At 42.0% G+C, this 16,406-nt stretch carries 11 protein-coding genes; 8 read left to right on the top strand and 3 right to left on the bottom strand.

Annotated elements, in window-relative coordinates; all coding sequences use genetic code 11:
* The first annotated feature begins 51 nt into the window (after nucleotides 1-51).
* The 4 genes from ABMY41_RS02825 to ABMY41_RS02810 are packed head-to-tail and all read left to right on the top strand — an operon-like array spanning nucleotide 52 to nucleotide 4,635.
* Nucleotides 52-1,620, top strand: coding sequence for a sodium:solute symporter (locus tag ABMY41_RS02825; protein ID WP_349274104.1), 1,569 nt, complete (start codon nucleotides 52-54; stop codon nucleotides 1,618-1,620).
* A complete protein-coding gene (locus ABMY41_RS02820; RefSeq protein ID WP_287244612.1) occupies nucleotides 1,621-2,532 on the top strand; it encodes a BadF/BadG/BcrA/BcrD ATPase family protein in 912 nt (303 codons plus the stop codon).
* Nucleotides 2,522-3,457: an N-acetylmuramic acid 6-phosphate etherase gene (gene murQ / locus ABMY41_RS02815; protein WP_054560801.1), complete on the top strand. Its 936-nt coding sequence runs from the start codon at nucleotides 2,522-2,524 to the stop codon at nucleotides 3,455-3,457. The genes ABMY41_RS02820 and murQ overlap by 11 nt, the downstream gene beginning before the upstream one ends.
* Nucleotides 3,457-4,635 carry a DUF1343 domain-containing protein gene (locus ABMY41_RS02810; RefSeq protein WP_349274103.1) on the top strand — a complete coding sequence of 393 codons (1,179 nt, stop codon included), beginning with the start codon at nucleotides 3,457-3,459 and terminating at the stop codon, nucleotides 4,633-4,635. The genes murQ and ABMY41_RS02810 overlap by 1 nt, the downstream gene beginning before the upstream one ends.
* Before the next feature lie 82 nt (nucleotides 4,636-4,717).
* Here ABMY41_RS02810 and ABMY41_RS02805 read toward each other — a convergent pair whose 3' ends face one another.
* Entirely contained in the window at nucleotides 4,718-5,563 is an 846-nt protein-coding gene (locus tag ABMY41_RS02805) for an SIS domain-containing protein (protein ID WP_289098815.1), read from the bottom strand.
* Between the two features lie 365 nt (nucleotides 5,564-5,928).
* Here ABMY41_RS02805 and ABMY41_RS02800 point away from each other — a divergent pair, with 365 nt between their 5' ends.
* The 4 genes from ABMY41_RS02800 (at nucleotide 5,929) to ABMY41_RS02785 (ending at nucleotide 14,287) form a co-directional block, all read left to right on the top strand.
* Entirely contained in the window at nucleotides 5,929-8,784 is a 2,856-nt protein-coding gene (locus tag ABMY41_RS02800) for a TonB-dependent receptor (RefSeq protein WP_287242743.1), read from the top strand.
* A gap of 76 nt (nucleotides 8,785-8,860) precedes the next feature.
* Nucleotides 8,861-10,357 (top strand): tryptophan halogenase family protein, encoded by a 1,497-nt coding sequence (locus ABMY41_RS02795; RefSeq protein ID WP_289098816.1) that lies wholly within the window; start codon nucleotides 8,861-8,863, stop codon nucleotides 10,355-10,357.
* Nucleotides 10,358-10,377: 20 nt separating this feature from the next.
* Nucleotides 10,378-12,816: a penicillin binding protein PBP4B gene (gene pbp4b / locus ABMY41_RS02790; RefSeq protein ID WP_349274102.1), complete on the top strand. Its 2,439-nt coding sequence runs from the start codon at nucleotides 10,378-10,380 to the stop codon at nucleotides 12,814-12,816.
* Nucleotides 12,817-12,910: 94 nt separating this feature from the next.
* Nucleotides 12,911-14,287 (top strand): Na+/H+ antiporter NhaC family protein, encoded by a 1,377-nt coding sequence (locus ABMY41_RS02785; protein WP_054560796.1) that lies wholly within the window; start codon nucleotides 12,911-12,913, stop codon nucleotides 14,285-14,287.
* A 342-nt stretch (nucleotides 14,288-14,629) separates the two neighbouring features.
* On the opposite strand, the gene ABMY41_RS02780 is transcribed toward ABMY41_RS02785, so the two are convergent.
* Both ABMY41_RS02780 and ABMY41_RS02775 read right to left on the bottom strand, forming a co-directional pair.
* Nucleotides 14,630-15,766, bottom strand: coding sequence for a PQQ-dependent sugar dehydrogenase (locus tag ABMY41_RS02780; RefSeq protein ID WP_349274101.1), 1,137 nt, complete (start codon nucleotides 15,764-15,766; stop codon nucleotides 14,630-14,632).
* A 201-nt stretch (nucleotides 15,767-15,967) separates the two neighbouring features.
* On the bottom strand, nucleotides 15,968-16,406 hold a 439-nt coding region (locus ABMY41_RS02775), incomplete at its 5' end, for an IS3 family transposase (RefSeq protein ID WP_349274100.1).

The raw sequence follows: 16,406 nt of genomic DNA, 5'->3' as shown, positions 1-16,406 counted from the left end.
GTCATAATGATGGAATAATATATTCCATCAAGGTTTGGGTTAGGATAATAAATGAGTGCAAATTACGCTTTTCTCGATTGGCTCGTATTCGCAAGTTACGGTGCAATTTTATTGCTAAGTGGCTGGTGGTTTAATCGCAAACGCGCTAACTCAAGCCAAGATTTTTTTCTAGGCGGAAATAGCATGCCAACTTGGATGGTGGCTATTTCTGTTTTAGCGACTTCGCAATCTGCGGCAACGTTTATTGGTGGGCCAGATCAAGGCTATCAAGGTGATTTTTCATATATTGCGACCAATATCGGCGCGTTTATTGCGGCATTTATTGTATCGGCGTTTTTAATTCCAAAGTTTTACCAGCAAAAAGTGTATACCGTTTACGAACTGCTTGAAAAACGTATCGGACCAAAAGCTAAGCGCCGTAGTGGCTTGATGTATTTATTTGGCCGTGTGTTTGCCAGTGGCGCCCGTTTGTATATGGCAGCGATTGCTGTTGCGATGATTCTATATGGCAATATCGATGCCGACAGTGTGGTTATCGCGACTTTAGTACTGGCGCTTGCAGGTCTGCTTTATACCTTTTTGGGTGGCATTCGCAGTGTTATTTATTCTGATGTACTGCAAAGTATCGTTTATGTCAGTGCGGCTATTGCGGTTATTTGGTGCTTGCTGAGTCTTATTCCGGCTGATTTCTCAACCATAATTGCAACTTTGAGTGAGCCAAGTCCTGGTGCAGACTCAAAACTTGCGCTGTTTAAATTTGATTTAGATTTTGGTCCGTCAGGGGTCTTTAACATGGCCTCTGTGTTAACGGGGTTTGTGCTGTTAAATATCGCCGCATTTGGTTTAGACCAAGATATGACGCAGCGTTTATTAACCTGTAAAAACCCTAAAGAAGGCAGTAAAGCGTTATTACTATCGGTGGTGATGGTGATCCCGGTTATGGCTATTTTTATCTTTATTGGTTTGCTGCTTTATATTGTTTATCAGCAACCTGCACTAATGAATAACGAAGCTGGGCAAACGGTTGTACAAGAATTTAACGGCGAAAAAATCACTATCTTTATGTACTACGTATTAAACGAAGTACCAGCTGGGGTTAAAGGCTTAGTCAGCGTGGGTATTATTGCTGCGGCTATTTCTACTTTGAACTCTGGACTTAGTTCGATGTCTTCAGTCATCGTACAGGATATCTATCGCCCGTATTTAGAAAAACATAACAAGCAAGTAAGCGATCATCACTTTGTAAAAGCGGGTCGTGTAGGGATGGCACTGGTTAGCCTTGCCTTAGCGCTGATGGCTATTCTTTGTTATTTCTGGCAGCAATACAGTGATATGCCATTATTAAAATTTGCGCTAAGTGTAATGGTGTTCTCGTACAGCGGTTTGTTAGGTGTGTATTTTACTATCTTGTTCACCAAACGAGGCAGTGAAGGCTCAGTGTTAGCAGCGCTAATAGCGGGCTTTATGGTGACTTTATTAATGCAGCCGTACATGATTGACTGGTTACTACCCGAATCAATGCGCTTTTACTTAGGATTTACTTGGCAGCTATGCATAGGTACATTGCTCGCAACATTGGTGTGTTGCCTTGGTAAAGCGGCAGACGAGAAGAGTGCGTAAATGGCTGTACGCTATGTTTTAGCCATCGATGGTGGCGGCACCAAAGTGTTAGCAGAGCTAAAAGAGCAGGCAAGTGGCGCGACTTTTCGTGCCCAAGCGGGTTCGGCATCAATTTCGAATGATCTTGATTTAGCGTTAGAAAATATTGTTAAAGTGACCCGTGATGTTTGCCAGCAAAGTGGCGCAGATCCAAGTGAAATCGTCACCGTTATGGGGGTTGCTGGTGGCTCATCGCAGAGTCTTGCTGAACAATTAACAGTGATGCTCAAGCTGATTTACGAAATAGAATTTGCCAGTTTGCAAATTACCAGCGATGCAATTACGTCACTATATGGTGCTAATCTTGGTGACCCATGTGTGGTTATTGCTCTTGGCACCGGTGCTGTCGGGGCACGATTAAACGCACAAAAGCAAACTAAGTTGGTGAGCGGCTGGGGTTTTACCGTTGATGATTTTGGTGGTGGTGCACGTATCGGCCTGATGGCTGTGCAGCAACTATTAAACGATATAGATATTTACGATTTACCAAAAAGCCGATTAACGATTCGTTTGAGTGAGCAGCTAGGATGCACTCGTCAAACAATTAGTAGTTGGCTTAAACAAGCAAAACCCGCGGATTATGCAGCATTTAGCCCGTTGGTGTTTAGCTTACAAAACGACTGTGAGGCGGCAAAAACGGTATTAACAGAGCACACTCAATCGGTGGTTCGGTTAATAAATAAAAGCCGAGGTAACTCGCCGTTACCGGTGATTTTAATTGGTGGTTTGGCGAAAGTCAGCCAACCGTTATTGCCACTTGCCTTACAAAACGAGTTATCTCCTTGTAAGGGAGATTCATTAACTGGTGCCGCCATTTTAGCGGCAAAGCATTACCATGACATTATTGAAAAAGGACAACCCAATGAGCCCTGAGCACGTCTTTAAGCAACAACGTGAGTTACTCGAAGAGTTAAACGGTATTGTCTCTGAAGGACAAAACCCAGACACTTTGGATATCGATCTGCTCAGCTCCACTGAGATCCTCACTAAAATCAATAATGAAGATCACAAAGTAGCGGGTGCCGTGAAACTTGTGATCCCACAAATTAGTGAAGCTGTCGATCATGTCGTTGAAGCATTTCAACAAGGTGGCAGGTTAATTTACATTGGTGCTGGCACCAGTGGTCGTTTGGGTATTTTGGATGCGGTTGAATGTGCGCCTACTTATAGCGTAAGCGATCAGCAAGTGCTCGGTATTATTGCTGGTGGTGACACCGCGGTTAAAAAAGCCGTAGAAGGCGCTGAAGATAGCACCACGTTTGCTATTGAAGATTTAAAAAATGCCAATTTAACCAGTAAAGATGTCGTGGTTGGCATTGCCGCCAGCGGTCGTACACCGTATGTTTGCTCGGCAATTGAATACGCTAAATCACTCGGTTGTGTCACTGTGGGTGTCACTTGCAATCCTGATTCAGCAGTGATGCGTTTGCCACAAATCGGCATTTGCCCCGTGGTGGGTGCAGAAGCTGTAACTGGCTCTACACGTATGAAATCGGGTACTGCACAGAAGCTGGTGTTGAATATGCTAAGTACAGCCAGCATGATCCGCACAGGTAAGGTGTATAAAAACCTGATGGTTGATGTGAATGCCAGTAACGAAAAGCTGCACGCTCGTGCTATTCGTATTGTGATGCAAGCAACAGAGTGTTCTCAGCAGCAAGCCGTGGATGCATTAAAGCAAGCTGAGCAAAGTGCAAAACTGGCCATTTTAATCGTGTTAACCGGAAAACCAGCTCCTGAAGCAAAACAGTTATTGTCAAAAGCGGGTGGCTTTTTACGTAAGGCGGTTGAAGAATAATGCGTTTTTTAGCTGTTTTATTTGTTAGTTGTTTTGCGCTTTTGGGTTGCCAAGAAACACCTGCACAAGCGCCTAAAAATGCACAGCCTTTACAGGTGGGCGCGGCCAATTTTCAAGCTTATGTACCTGCATTAACTGGGAAACGTGTTGGCTTGGTAGTTAATCAAACATCAGTGGTGAATGGTCAACATTTAGTTGATGCATTACTTGATAAAGGCGTTGTGGTTAGCAAAATATTTGCCCCAGAGCATGGCTTTCGCGGCGACCATGACGCTGGTGCTCACGTTAAAAGCACAGTAGATGCTAAAACAGGTATCGATGTTGTGTCGATTTATGGCAGTAATAAAAAGCCAAGTCCTGAGATGCTTGCTGATTTAGACGTTATTATTTTTGATATTCAAGATGTTGGTGTGCGTTTTTACACTTATATCAGCTCAATGCACTACGTAATGGAAGCTGCCGCTGAAAATGGTAAACAGGTTGTGGTACTCGATAGACCAAACCCAAATATAGCCTATGTTGATGGGCCTATCCTTGACCCACAATTTCGCTCATTTGTTGGTATGCACGAAATACCTGTTTTACACGGTATGACAGTGGCTGAGCTTGCTCAGATGATCAAAGGCGAAGGTTGGATAAATGACGCTGATAAGCTTAAGCTGAGTGTAGTGCCTGTTGCGAATTATGACCGCACTATGGCTTATGAGCTACCAATAAAGCCAAGTCCTAACTTACCAAATGCCCAATCAATTGCGCTGTATCCATCATTGTGTTTCTTTGAAGCTACGCCTGTGACTATTGGCCGGGGTACTGATTTTCCGTTTCAAGTCGTTGGTTACTCGCCAGTTAAACTCGGTGAATTTAGCTTTACGCCAAGGGCGATTAAAGGCGCTTCAATGCACCCTAAATTCAAAGGGGTCGAAGTATTTGGTCAAGACTTACGAGATGCTGATATTCACGGCCTAGATTTAAGCTTGTTTATTTCGGCTTATCAAAAGCTAAGTGCGAATGAGCAAATGTTTTTTGAACGCGCAGATTTTATGGATAAACTTGCAGGGACTGATAAATTACGCTTAGCCATTGAAGCAGGCCAAACTGAGCAGCAAATAAAGCAAAGCTGGCAAACCGACTTAAGTGCTTTTAAACGCAAGCGCTCCTCATATTTGCTGTACCAATAATAACTAGATAATTAGCTAACTAGATAAATAACAACGAGGCACTTGCCTCGTTTTTTAATAATTAAGTGTTAAAACAGCGAGTTTAGTTTTTCTTAAATTCACCAACAACTTCGTTAGAGTGTTCAAGTAGCTTGCGTCCTTGTCGGCTCGACTGTGTTAAGGCTATGAATAAAATATCAATTACAAAATCCTGTGCTGTACGCGCTAAGATTGACGATAAACGCACAGATTCACCTTCAGCTACCGAGTAAAGTTTTACGTCAGCTGAGTCAGCGACAAGACTGCTACCGAATTTTGTTACTGAGATTACAGAGCTTGCATTTCTCTTGGCGTGCTTTACAACTTCGGCAATTTCGCGTGTCATACCTGATTCACTTATTGCGATGACCAAATCACCTTTCGCAAAGGTTGCAACATACGCAAGTTGTGCGTGTCCATCAGGCTCTGCAATAGCAGGCATACCGAGTTTTTGTAATTTATAAGAAAAATCTTTTGCAACCAGCGCTGAGCCACCTAAACCGCAAATTAAAATGCGCTTTGCAGATTTTAATAGCTCTACCGCTTTTTCGACTGCCGGCGCTTCGTTGAGGTTTTTTGTTTCGGTTAACACCGCCAGTTTACTGCTTAATAGTTTTTCAGCAATTTGCTCTAGCGAGTCATTTAGGGTGATCTTGCCATGTAGCTTAGGTTCGTTAGTTTCTTCGTTAAGGGCATCAATCACCGCAAGTTTAAAAGCTGGAAAGCCTTTATAACCTAATTTTTGTGAAAACTTCACCACACTTGATTGGCTTACACCAACCACTTTTGCTAGTTCAACCGAAGATAAATTACGAATCGCATTCGCTGAATTTAACGTAAAGTCAGCAAGTTTTGCTTCACTGCTAGATAAAGATTGACGTAGTGCTTTAATTTTTACAAAAGTCGACATGGGGCTCACTTATTGTTCTAATTTTTTTCATTGTACCTTAATCAAATATATTAAGTAACTAATGAACCGTATGGTAAACATACTTCACTATAGTTTAACTTTAGAAGCTATCAATAAAATATTCTTTTATTTTATTCCTTCAGTTTTGTTAAATCTTAACATCTCTATTTTATTGATGTTTAGCTTTTTTCTTGTTAGGTATAATGTATTTTCAATGTGTCATTTGTTGTAAATATTTTATTTTAATTGTTCAAATGTTATGCTAGTGTTAACTCGGGCTCGTTAGGTTATCCAAGTTTTCCGTATTGGGTATAAAACTGGGCTACTAATAAAAATATGAAACGTTTGTACTCGGGGAATAGACGATGAAACTAAGTAAACTGACGTTGTGTATCACGTTAGCAACAGGCAGCTTTAGTGTGTTTGCTGCGCAACAAGAACAGAATAAATCAGAAGAAGTAGAGCGTATTGAGGTAACCGGTTCGAGTATTAAGCGAACTTCTCTTGAGGGTGATTTACCTATAACAGTTATCAGCAAAGATGAGATCGATGCGGCAGGTATTAGTTCTGCAGAACAATTAATGCTACAGCTCAATATTGCTTCAAACTCTAACGATGGTCTTGGCAGTAATGCAGGTATTGTTGGTGGTGAAGAGCGCGGTAATAATGGTGCGTCAAGTGCTAACCTTCGTCAACAAGGTGCAGGTTCTACACTAGTGCTATTAAATGGTCGACGAGTTGCAAGTCACGGTTTGAAAGGGGCTTCGGTTGATTTAAACTCTATTCCATTTGCCGCGATTGAGCGTGTAGAAGTATTACGTGATGGTGCATCTGCTGTTTATGGTACCGATGCTATCGGTGGGGTAATTAACTTTATTCTTAAAAAAGACTACCAAGGTGTTCAATTAAATGGGTTTACAGATATCACCGAAGCAGGCGGTGGTAACATCAGCCGCTTTAGCATTTTGGGTGGTACAGGTGACTTAAATAATGACGGCTATAACATTATGGCGACTTTGTCATACAAAAAGGTTGATATTCTCCATGGTGATGAACGTGACTTTACCAATACATTTCAACCGAACCGTGGACTTTCTCCCGATACTCGTGGTGCTCCATACGCATCGATAAATAATCGTGGCGGCGGCGATGATCCAACGAACCCAAATTATAACTTAATTGGTACTGGCTTAGTTAATCCAGAAACAGGCGAAGCAAATAATGTATTAAACGTATTAGCACTACCAGGTCAGCCTGGCTGTGATGCTATTGAAAATATGGGTGTAGACACGGGGGCACTTTGGAATCGTGGCAATGAAACACGCAGCTGTTCATGGGATTATCCTCGAGCGTCAGTACTTCAACAGCCAGTTGATAGCATTGATTTTGTATCTCGCGCTACCTTTATGCTTGAAGATGATACAGAATTATTTGCAGAACTTATCGGTTCAGAAGTAACTTCAAAGAAAGTATTTGAGCCTAATCAAATAACACCTTGGTCAATTGGTACTGAGGGGTATTATCCAAGTACTGGTGAGTCATATGATTATATCGTTGATGCGCTGTCGGATTATTATGGTGCTGATCAGCTTAATATAGGTGCACCGATTGCATATCGTTGGCGTTGTATGGATTGTGGTAGCCGAGAAATAGAGACGACCACCACTGCTTATAAATTACAACTAGGTATGGAAGGTACATTTGGCGATTGGGATTATAAAGCAGGCCTATCGCGCTCGACAAATGAAGCTGAGTCTGAATTAGGTGGAGGTTATCATTATACAGAGCTACTTGCCCAAGCTATAGGCAGCGGAGCTGTAAATCCATTCTTACTGCCTGGTGAGTCGCAAACACAAGCGGGAATGGATGCTATTAATGCAGCGTCGGCAAAAGGTGTTGTGCTTTATGGTGGTAAAACAACACTAACACAAATAGATGCTTCGATCTCAGGTGATACTGGGTTTGAATTAGGTTTAGGCGGCGATACTATTATGGTTGCAGCTGGTGTAGATTTACGCCGCGAAGCCTATGAGTTTAATGGTGACCGCCGTGCTGCTGAAGAACGCCCGACGATTTATGGCGCACCATTTGATAACGGTAATGAACTTGATGATGTTCACCGCGACATCAAAGCTGTGTTTCTGGAGGCATTAGTGCCAGTTACAGAGCAATTAGAAATTAACTTAGCAGCCCGTTACGACCATTACTCAGGGTTCGGTGGTACAACTAATCCAAAGATTGGAGTTAAGTACAAGCCATTTGATGAGCTACTTTTTAGAGGTGCTTACAGCACAGGTTTTAGAGCACCATCATTTAATCAGTTGTTTAATGGTGTCTCAGAACAGCCCTATACAGGCACGGATTTAGCCGATCCTGCGCTCTGTCAAGGCGGTGTTGTTGATGCGTCAGATCCTAATTGTCAACCTATCTCACCAGTACTAATCTATGGTGGTAAGGAAGACTTAGGGCCAGAAGAATCTAAGCAATCGAGCTTTGGTTTCGTTTGGGCGCCTAGCAGTGCATTTAGTTTAAACCTTGACTGGTGGGAAATAATCACCGAGGGGACTATTCAAACTCCTGTACGTCAAGACTTATTAGATAACCCAGATCTGTTTGCCAGTAACTTTATTCGAGATGAGTCTGGTGCATTAAGTGCTATCGACATGCGCTATATTAATGCCGGTGAACGAAATACCAGTGGTGTTGAGCTAGGTATGCAAATTAATGGTGAGCTAGGAGAAGGCCTGTGGGATATTCATTTTAATGGCAGTTACTTAATTGAGGATCGAAAGAAACTGCTTGATAATGTACCGTTTGGCGATAATTTAGTGGGTACTCACTCTCGTGGCAATATTCCACTTAGGTGGAAGCACTCGCTTGCGTTTAACTATGCACATGGTGATTGGCGACATAATGTAACGCAAATCTTCCGTGATAGTTATGAAGATGAGGTGCCAGCAGGTATTCAGTCGGGTGCAATCAGCATCAATGAGGTGGAAGATTATAGCCCAATGGTTTCGAGCTACTTAATTTATAATTACAGTGTTTCGTATACAGGCTTTAAAGATATAGGTTTAACCTTTGGTATTAAAAACCTTTTCGATCGCGATCCACCATTTACAGCTCATCAAAACGATTACTCACCGGGTGCTGCATTTGATCCGCGTGTAGCTGATCCACGAGGAAGAGCTTATACATTGAATGCTGAATATCGCTTTTAAAGTATAGTGATCACATAAGAGATAAGAGCTAACTTACTTAGTATGTAAGTTAGCTCTTTTATGTCGGAAGGAAGTTATGCAAGCGATTAAACATGTAGTTATAGCTGGCGGAGGATCGGCTGGTTGGATGACAGCGGCTGCTTTAAAAAAGGTGTTTGGTGCTAAGCTAACTATTTCATTAATTGAATCACCAAGCATTGGTACCGTGGCTGTTGGCGAAGCAACAATTCCTCAAATTCGTCAATTTAATCAACTATTAGGTATTGATGAAAATGCATTTCTTGCAGCTACAGCAGGCACATTTAAATTAGGCATTGAGTTTTTAGACTGGGGCAAACTAAAAAGTTCGTATATGCACCCATTTGGTCCATATGGTGTAAATTTAAATGGTGTGCAATTTCATCATTATTGGCTAAAAAGAAAACAGCAGGGTAGTGACTGTGCCATACTCGATTACTGTTTAGAGGGCTGTCTTGCTAAGCAAAATAAATTTAATCGTAGTGCAGGACAAACTACAAAAGGTCCAACGCCAATCAATTATGCTTTTCATTTTGATGCTAAAAGGTATGCTCAGTTTTTACAAAAATACGCATTAGATATAGGTGTTAAGCACATTCAAGGTGCTATTTCTAAAGTTATACTCAATCAAGACACTGGCTTCATAGAGTCAGTTGCATTAAATGATGATACGCAAATAGACGGTGAGCTATTTATTGATTGCACAGGGTTCAAAGGAAAGCTTATCTCGGGTGCTTTACACGTTGGGTTTGAATCTTGGCGCCATTGGTTGCCGTGTGATAGCGCTATTGCCATTGCGGCGGCGTCTATTGATGAGTTAAAACCATATACTCAAGCAAAGGCACATAAAAATGGCTGGCAATGGCAAATTCCACTACAGCATAGAGTGGGTAATGGGCGTGTATTCGCAAGTGAATTTACCGATTCTTCAAGCCAAATGGATAAACTTCTAAGCAGTTTATCATCTACATCAATAAGTGAGCCAAACCAGCTTCATTGGCATAATGGTCGCCGTTTAAAAGCATGGCACAAAAACTGTGTTGCTATTGGGTTGTCTGCGGGGTTCCTAGAGCCATTAGAGTCAACTGGGTTGCAGCTAGTACAATCAGCTATTATGAGGCTTATCAGTTTGTTCCCGAGCAAGGGGTTTTCACAAGTTGATATTGATATCTATAACCGCTACACAAAACAAGAGATTATTTCAATACGTGACTTTATTATTGCTCACTATAAAGTGACGCAACGAAACGATAGTGAGTTCTGGCGTTATTGCAGTGCTATGGAAATACCTGATAGTTTGTCTGAGCGTATTGAATTATTTAGAAGTAATGGTCGAATATTTCGAGAAAATAATGAGCTATTTAATGAGTTAAGTTGGTTTTCGGTATTACATGGACAAGGTATAAACCCGCAAGCATATCACCCATTAGTTGATACGCTTGAAAGTGAACAACTTGAGCAGTACTTAATAAAAATCAAACAGATGATTAACCACACAGCAGCTTCGTTAACTTCTCATAGCGATTTTATTCAACGACACTGCGCTTCTTCTTAGATGGATAATTAAAATCTACCATGAAAACTATTTATTTTTATAAGTCTTTATTGCTATTGGCTTTTTGTCTCTTTTTACTCAGTTGCGCCAGTAATCCATATACCTATACACAATCGGCTAATTACAGTCATCGTGTTAAATTCTTAGTGATGCATTACACCGCCATTGATTACGAAAAATCAATGCGTGCTTTGGTGGATGAAGGGGGCTTAAGTTCACATTATTTATTACCAGAATCAGGCGATCCTAGTTATCCAAAAGATGAATTAGAAATTATTCAGCTAGTTGATGAAAAAGATAGAGCATGGCACGCCGGACGCAGTTTTTGGCAAGGCCGCGAAGATTTAAATGATCATTCTATTGGTATTGAAATTGTTAATGTACCAACCTGTCATATTCCTGAGCAAACTAAGCTTGCGATGGAAAATGACGCCAGTAAGTTATGTATTTTTCCAGACTATGATGCCAAGCAAATAGAGCTACTAATAAAACTTAGTAAAGATATTCTTGCTCGGAATCCTGATATTGGCCCAACTCAAGTTATTGGCCATTCTGATATTGCTCCAAGCCGTAAGAACGACCCCGGCCCGCGTTTTCCTTGGTATCAACTGTATAAAGCTGGTATCGGTGCATGGTATGAAAGCGACACCGTTGATAAATATTGGCAGCTATTTAGTGCATCAAAGCCTTCTGTTGAGTTAATGCAAAAAGCATTGCGCAGTTACGGCTATGAGGTGATTGCAACGGGTCAGCTTGATTCGCAAACGCTAGATGCTCTAAGTGCCTTTCAAATGCACTTTTTACCTTGGCATGTAAGCGGTAATAGTGATGCAAGAAGTGCCGCAGTGCTATTTGCATTACTAGATAAATACTTTCCTAAAAAGTTAGAGCGGTTATTTCAAGAATATCAGCAGCAACAGCAAGCGGTTGAGCCAGCGCCAAAAACACTGGCTAATGCACAAGTTATAGCGCGTATACCAGCACTTGATCCGAGTAGTCGCGCGCTTGTTAACGACCGAGGCACATTTACAGCCTATAAAGGTCGCGGTGAAATCATCATTGAAAACCAAGATGCAACCAGTGCTGATATTTTCATAAATGGTGAAAAAATTAATATTGCCTCACCATTAACAGCCGAAAAAATATATCAATACAGTTTGGCTAAACGCACCCGCGATGGCATAAATACGTATAAAGTAGAAAATGTACTGCCAGAAGGGGCAAGTTTAACCCTGCGTTTTCCTTACCCAACGCTTGATAAAAACAGCACTCAAAAGCGTTTTAGTGCTGTTGATGAATTAATTAATCAAGAGATTAAAGAGGGCTTTCCAGGCGCGGTTCTCGCCGTTGTTAAAGATGGCAAGTTGATTAAATTAAGCCATTATGGCGCAGCTAAAAAGTATCATGCTGATGGCAGTGAGCTTGCAAGCCCACAAGCTATGCAAAACGATACCTTGTTTGATATAGCCTCAAATTCAAAAATGTTTGCCACTAACTTTGCGCTGATGAAGCTTGCCAGTGAAGGGAAACTCGACGTAGAAAAGCCACTGTTTTATTACCTACCAGAATTTAGGGGCAGCGGCCGTGAACAGCGTTTAGTAAAAGATTTACTCACCCACAGTGCGGGTTATCCTGCGGTGGTTGATTTTCATCGTAAAGACAATAAATTTGGTGAGCGCTTTTTTTCTCAAAACAGCCTGCGTACTAAAAACCTGCTATTAACAGGCGTGCCTTTTGTGGCTGGTCGTAACGTAAAACACCTATATTCTGATATCGATTATATGTTGCTTGGTGTACTGGTAGAGCGTATTAGTGGTATGGCGCTCGATACCTATGTAGAAAGCCAAATTTATCAGCCACTTGGTTTAACACATACGGTTTATAATCCATTACAGAAAGGTTTTTTAGCTTCGCAAATTGCTGCCACTGAGATTAACGGCAATACCCGAGGTGGTCGCATCGAGTTTGAAAATATTCGAACCGATGTACTGCAAGGTGAAGTACATGATGAAAAAGCATTTTATGCTTTAGGTGGTGTAGCGGGGCATGCAGGGCTTTTTAGTACCGCCGGTGATTTGTCTGTGCTTATGCAGGTACTACTCAATGGTGGCGGCTACGACAACAAGCAAATTTTTACGCCACAAGTACTTGAGCAATTCACAAACTCCCAAGCAAGTGATGAGACCTATGGTTTAGGTTGGCGACGCGCGGGGCATCAAGCACGTAAATGGCATTTTGGCCCTTATGCCAGCCCGCGGGCTTTTGGTCATACCGGCTGGACAGGCACCGTGACCGTCATTGACCCCGAGTATGACCTTGCTATTGTGCTATTAACCAACGCGCGCCATACACCGATTGAAGGTTCACAAGAAAATTACCAGTTTGTCGGCAAGCGTTTCGAAACAGGTAAGTATGGCTCTATTATCTCGCTGATTTATGAGAGTATATTAAATCACTAGTCGAATTAAGTTGAGTTTGGTGGTAAAGCCATTAAGCTTAGCGAGTTTTCGCATAATAAAAATAAAATGTTGTTCTTAATTTAAAAGGGTTTTTATGTCTTGGTATTCAATTTTACCACCCTTGATTGCTATCTTAATTGTGTTTTGGCGCAAAGAAGTGATCATGGCGTTATTGGTCGCGGTTGCGTCGTCTGAGTTTCTACTTGCTCTGAATGGTGAAGGTAATACCTTGTTTTTCACCTTTATCAACACTATTGAGAGAGTCATTGAGGTTGCCAGCTCCCCTGGTAATAGCCGCATACTTATTTTTAGTATCTTAATCGGTGCTTTACTTGCCTATATTCGTGAATCTGGTGGTGTAGCCGCTACCGTTAATTTGCTGATGAACAAAGGGGTGGCTAAAAGTAAGCGCCAAGTGGGCTACTTAACCATGTTCTCGGGTATTGCGGTATTCATTGAATCGAACTTAAGCGTATTAACCTCGGGAATTTTATCGCGTGGTTTATTCGATAAGTTCAAAATGAGCCGAGCACGCCTTGCCTATATTATCGATAGTACTAGCGCACCTGTGTGTATTTTAATCTTGCTAAATGGATGGGGCGCCTACGTGCTCGGCCTTCTTGGCAACTACGAAATGGAAGAGTCTGCGGTTTCGGTATTGTGGGGCAGTATTGGCTATAACTTTTACGCCATTATCACTTTACTTATCGTGTTTTACACCATTACCTTTGACAAGGTACATGGCCCATTAAAGCAAGCAGAAGAAAACCTAGAGCAACAAGAAACCGAACTAACAGAGGAAGTAAAAGGCTCAAAAGCACGTTACATGCTTGTGCCACTTATTACCTTAATTGGTAGCATGGTTGGTTTTATGTTCTGGACTGGCGATGGCGATATTGCCAGCGGTAGTGGTTCTAAATCAGTGCTGTACGCAACTATTTTAGCTTGTGTTGTGGCTTACTTCTTAATGATTAGCTCGCGTGAATTTACACACCATAAGCTGGTAGATATTGGCTTTAAAGGAATGGGCGAGTTACTGCCATTAGTGTCTATTGTATTGCTATCACTCACGTTAGGCGCGAGCTTGAAAGACCTTGGTACCGGTGTGTTTGTAGCAGGCCTAGTAGGTGATTTCTTACCAATTTATTTAGTTGTGCCAGTGCTATTTATTACAGGTGCGGTTATTTCATTTACCACAGGTACCTCATGGGGCACTTTCGCAATACTTATTCCAATTGGTGTACCGCTCATTCAAGCTTTAGGTTTACCACCTTCATTGGTCATTGCTGCTATTTTAGGTGGTGGTGTGTTTGGTGATCACTGCTCGCCAATCTCAGATACCAGCGCGGTATCGGCCATTGCATCAGGGTGTGATCTATTAACTCACGTAAAAACCCAAATGCCATACGCCTTATTCGGCGGCGCATTAACCTTCATTGCTTACCTTGTAACGAGTATTATTGTTTTATAAGTAATAGCTGTAAGCTATAAGTAAAAAACCACAGAGAAGTCTGTGGTTTTTTATTGCTTGAATTTCGATGACTTGCATATTCAAGTCTGATAGCCGTCAGCCGTCAGCCGTCAGAAACCATCGCGCGAAAAAATTTCACGCCTACGGTATTCCTTTACTCTTTCCCCTTGTAACTCGCTACCTTGTATTAAATCTGATAGCTGACGGCTGAAAGCTTATGGCTCGTTGAACCATCGCGCGAAAAAATTTCACGCCTACGGTATTCCTTTACTCTTTGCCCTTGTAACTTGCTAACTCGCTAACTTGTTTTAAATCTGAGAGCTGACGGCTGAAAGCTGGAATCTATATTTTCGGTACAACCTTATAAACACCGACACCATCAACACCAAGGTATAAATCACCATTAGGGTGAGTGGCTAGGCTACGAACGCGACCTACACCTTCAAATACCTTGCTGTGGCCTGTTACTTTGTCACCATCAAGTTTCACCAAAACAAGGTGGCCAAACTTCATCGAACCTACGGCAATTTGGCCTTGCCACTGTGGGTATTTATCGCTGGTGATAAATTCCATTCCAGAAGGAGCAATTGAAGGCACCCAATACCAATCAGGTTGTTCCATTCCCTCGCGACTGGTTTCGTCGGTAATTTTTGTACCAATGTAGTTGATCCCATAAGTGATCTCAGGCCAACCATAGTTTGCACCTGCTTTAACTATGTTGATTTCATCGCCGCCACGTGGGCCATGTTCATGGCTCCAAATAACTCCCGTTTCTGGGTGCATTGCCATACCTTGTGGGTTACGGTGTCCATACGAATAAATACTTTTGTGAGTTGTTTTATGGTTATAAAACGGGTTTGATTTAGGGATAGAGCCATCGCTATTGATACGGTGAATTTTGCCAGCATCATAGTCTAAGCTTTGTGGGTGAACGTCTCTTTTGCCACGGTCGCCAATAGAGAAGTACAAGTAACCTTCTTTGTCGAACTCAATACGCGAACCATAGTGTTTTGTTGTTTCAATATTTGGCTCGCCATCAAACAATAATTGCTGATCGACAAGAGCCATATCTTTAAAGCGGGCACGCATAATCGAGGTATTGTAACCCTCACCATCGCCCTCATAGCCCGAGTACGAAAAGTAAATCCAACCATTGTCGGCAAAGTTCGGATCAAGTTCTATATCTAATAAGCCTCCTTGACCTTCATCATGTACTTTAGGTGTGCCTTTAACTGCTTGCTCAACGAGTTTGCCATCACGAATCAATCTAAGCTCGCCACGTCGATCAGTAACGAGTAAGTCACGCTCGTTAAGCCAAGCCATACCCCAAGGAATTTGAATTCCTTCGCTTACTAATTCTAGTTTGTAGTTATTAGCGCTGGCATCCAGAGGAATCTTTTGCTCCGGCTGAGCACATGCTTGCAAGCTCGACAAGCTAATTGAGGCAATGATTAAACTGTTAAACAAAGACCCTTTCATGGTAACTCCATAATATTTAAACACGATGTTACTAGCCTAGCTGGTTCAGCATTAAATTGTTATTAACATTAGAGCAATGTGCGATTATTGGTAGGAAAAGCGAGGTAAAGAGCGGAGTATTAGCCGTCAGCCGTCAGCCGTCAGCCGTCAGCCGTCAGCCGTCAGCCGTCTGATCTGACCCCGATAAAGTAGACACGGGGTTTAATTAAGTTGTTCGTACTGCATGGGACTTTTATACCCTAGGGTGCCATGCCTTCTTATTGAGTTGTAGTATTTTTCAATATAAAAATACGTTTGTGTTGTCATTTCACTACGACTCAGTTCATTTAAGTTCTTTATCCACTCCTTTTTATACTGCGCGAAGAAGCTTTCTGAGCATGCGTTATCCCAGCAGTTCCCTTTTCTAGACATACTCACTGTGACACCTCTATTAGTTAACCACTTCACTGTTTCCTTTGCGACATACTGAGCTCCTTGGTCTGAATGAAAGAGCAAGTTCGAACCATCAGGTTTGCGTGCTGACCATGCTTTTCTCAGTGTTTTAATAACTAACTCGGCGTTGTTTATCCGGCTTGTTACCCAGCCAACAACCTTACGAGAGTACAAGTCAAGGATGACGCATAAATACTGCCAACCATCT

Origin of the sequence: Pseudoalteromonas sp. BZA4 (assembly GCF_040104395.1) — a bacterium.
In the GTDB taxonomy this organism is placed as follows: Bacteria; Pseudomonadota; Gammaproteobacteria; order Enterobacterales; family Alteromonadaceae; genus Pseudoalteromonas.
Note: the sequence above shows the minus strand (reverse complement) of the source record. Positions and strands in the feature narration are given on the sequence as shown.